We start from the raw sequence: 3,294 nt of genomic DNA, 5'->3' as shown, positions 1-3,294 counted from the left end.
CCCACATGACGCTGCTCTCCGAGACGACCGAGGGCATGCACAACCTCTTCCGGCTCTCGTCCCGGTCGAGCATGGAGGGCTACTACTTCAAGCCGCGCATGGATCGCGAGCTGCTGCAGACCTACGGCAAGGGGCTCATCGCGACCACGGGCTGCCCGTCCGGCGAGGTGCAGACGCGTCTGCGTCTCGGACAGTACGAGGCGGCGCGCGCCGCGGCTGCCGAGTTCCAGGACATCTTCGGCAAGGAGAACTACTTCGCCGAGATCATGGATCACGGACTCTCCATCGAGCGGCGGGTGATGACCGATCTGCTCAAGATCGCGAAAGACCTCGACATCCCTCTCGTCGCGACGAACGACCTGCACTACACGCACCAGCACGACGCGTCGAGCCACGCGGCGCTCCTGTGCGTGCAGTCCGGCTCGACCCTCGACGACCCGAAACGCTTCAAGTTCGACGGCGACGGCTATTACGTGAAGTCGCCCGCCGAGATGCGGCAGATCTTCCGCGACCACGAGGTCGCGTGCGACAACACGCTGCTGATCGCCGAGCGATGCGACGTGGAGTTCAACACCGCGGCGAACTACATGCCGCGCTTCCCGGTGCCCGCGGGTGAGACCGAGGAGAGCTGGTTCGTCAAGGAGGTCGAGAAGGGTCTCGACTTCCGCTACCCCGACGGCATCCCCGCCGAGGTGCGCGCCCAGGCCGAGTACGAGACCGGCGTGATCGTGCAGATGGGCTTCCCCGGCTACTTCCTCGTCGTCGCCGACTTCATCAACTGGGCGAAGGACAACGGCATCCGGGTGGGTCCGGGCCGCGGGTCCGGCGCGGGCTCCATGGCCGCCTATGCGATGCGCATCACCGACCTCGACCCGCTGCAGCACGGTCTGATCTTCGAGCGGTTCCTCAACCCCGACCGTGTCTCCATGCCCGACTTCGACGTCGACTTCGACGACCGTCGTCGCGCCGAGGTCATCCAGTACGTCACCGAGAAGTACGGCAGCGAGCGCGTCGCCCAGATCGTGACCTACGGCACGATCAAGGCGAAGCAGGCGCTCAAAGACGCCGGCCGGGTGCTGGGCTTCCCGTTCAGCATGGGGGAGAAGCTCACGAAGGCGATGCCGCCCGCGGTCATGGGCAAAGACATGCCGCTCGACGGCATGTTCAACAAGGAGCATCCGCGCTTCAAAGAGGCGAGCGAGTTCCGTGCGCTGATCGACACCGACACGGAAGCCAAGACGGTCTTCGACACGGCCGTCGGGCTCGAGAACCTGAAGCGTCAGTGGGGCGTGCACGCGGCGGGCGTCATCATGTCGTCCGAGCCCCTGATCGACATCATCCCGATCATGCGGCGCGAGCAGGACGGCCAGATCGTCACGCAGTTCGACTACCCCGCGTGCGAGTCCCTCGGGCTCATCAAGATGGACTTCCTGGGGCTGCGCAACCTCACGATCATCAACGACGCCCTCGACAACATCGCCGCCAACCGCGGCGTGCCGCTGGTTCTCGAAGAGCTCGGCCTCGACGACCCGGAGTCGTACGAGCTGCTCGCGCGCGGCGACACGCTCGGCGTGTTCCAGCTCGACGGCGGGCCGATGCGGTCGCTGCTGCGCCTCATGAAGCCCGACAACTTCGAAGACATCTCGGCCGTCATCGCGCTGTACCGGCCCGGACCGATGGGCGCGAACTCGCACACGAACTACGCGCTTCGCAAGAACGGTCTGCAGGAGATCACGCCGATCCATCGCGAGTTCGAGGAGTCGCTCGCCGAGATCCTGAGCACGTCTTACGGCCTGATCATCTATCAGGAGCAGGTCATGGCCATCGCGCAGAAGGTGGCCGGCTTCAGCCTCGGACAGGCCGACATCCTGCGCCGCGCGATGGGCAAGAAGAAGAAATCCGAGCTCGACAAGCAGTTCGAGGGCTTCCAGGCGGGCATGCACGCCAACGGCTATTCGGATGACGCGGTGCAGAAGCTCTGGGAGATCCTGCTCCCGTTCTCGGACTACGCGTTCAACAAGGCGCACTCGGCCGCCTACGGGCTCGTGTCCTACTGGACCGCGTACCTCAAGGCGCACTATCCGGCCGAGTACATGGCCGCCCTGCTCACGAGCGTCGGCGACTCGAAGGACAAGATGGCGCTCTACCTCAACGAGTGCCGTCGCATGGGAATCCGCGTGCTCCCGCCCGACGTCGGACAGTCGATCAACTACTTCGCGGCCGTCGGGGAGGACATCCGCTTCGGCCTCGGCGCGGTGCGCAACGTCGGCTCCAACGTCGTCGACGCGATCGTCCACGCCCGCCGCGACGTCGGCTTCACCTCGTTCCACGACTTCCTCGACAAGGTGCCTGTCCACGCGGCGAACAAGCGCACCGTCGAGTCGCTCATCAAGGCCGGCGCCTTCGACTCGATGGGCAATACCCGTCGCGCGCTGCTGGAGATCCACGAGGACGCTGTCGAGGCGGCCGTCGACATCAAGCGCAAGGAGGCCACGGGCGCCGTGGGCTTCGACTTCGACAGCCTCTACGACGAGGCCGAGGAGGCACTGCCCGCCAAGGTGCCCGAGCGCCCGGAGTGGACGAAGAAGGACAAGCTGGCCTTCGAGCGCGAGATGCTCGGACTGTACGTGTCCGACCACCCGCTCGCGGGCCTGGAGATCCCGCTCGCCAAGCACGCATCTATCGGCATCCACGATCTGCTCGCGTCCGAGGACATCGACGACGGCGCGCAGGTCACCGTGGCGGGTCTGGTGACGAGCGTGCAGCACCGCGTCGCGAAAGCCAGCGGCAACCCGTACGGCATGATCACCGTCGAGGACTTCAACGGCGAGGTCACGGTCATGTTCATGGGCAAGACCTACACCGAGTTCCAGAGCATGCTCCAAGCCGACGCGATCCTCGTGGTGCGGGGGCGCGTGTCACGGCGCGACGACGGGCTCAACCTTCACGCGCAGAGCGCGTTCCAGCCTGACCTCGGCGCCGTCGAGGCATCCGGCCCGCTCGTGCTCGTGCTGAACGAGCAGCGCGCGGGGGAGCGAGTGATCGGCGAGCTCGCCCAGACCCTGCGCCGTCACCCCGGAGACACCGAGGTGGTACTGAAACTGCACCGCGCCGGCACTGCGAAGGTGTTCGAGGTGCCGCATCCGGTCACTGTCACCGCCGACCTGTACGGCGAGCTCAAGGGCCTGCTCGGACCGGGTTGCCTCGGGTGACCCTCGCCCGGTCCACGAGAAGACCGCGCGGATAGGATCGATCCGCCCGCACATCGAGGAGGTCCCGTGACCGACGCCGCCC

The 3,294-nt window shown here is 66.2% G+C and carries 1 protein-coding gene; it reads left to right on the top strand.

Going from position 1 to position 3,294, the window contains the following annotated elements; genetic code table 11:
- A partial coding sequence (dnaE, locus tag ASG00_RS12275) for a DNA polymerase III subunit alpha (RefSeq protein ID WP_235559570.1) occupies positions 1-3,212 on the top strand: 3,212 nt, incomplete at its 5' end.
- Positions 3,213-3,294: the final 82 nt, after the last annotated feature.

The organism is Microbacterium sp. Leaf351, assembly GCF_001423825.1.
Classification (GTDB): Bacteria; Actinomycetota; Actinomycetes; order Actinomycetales; family Microbacteriaceae; genus Microbacterium; species Microbacterium ginsengisoli.
The sequence above is the reverse complement of the archived record's forward strand: the minus strand, read 5'-3'. Positions and strand labels throughout refer to the sequence as shown.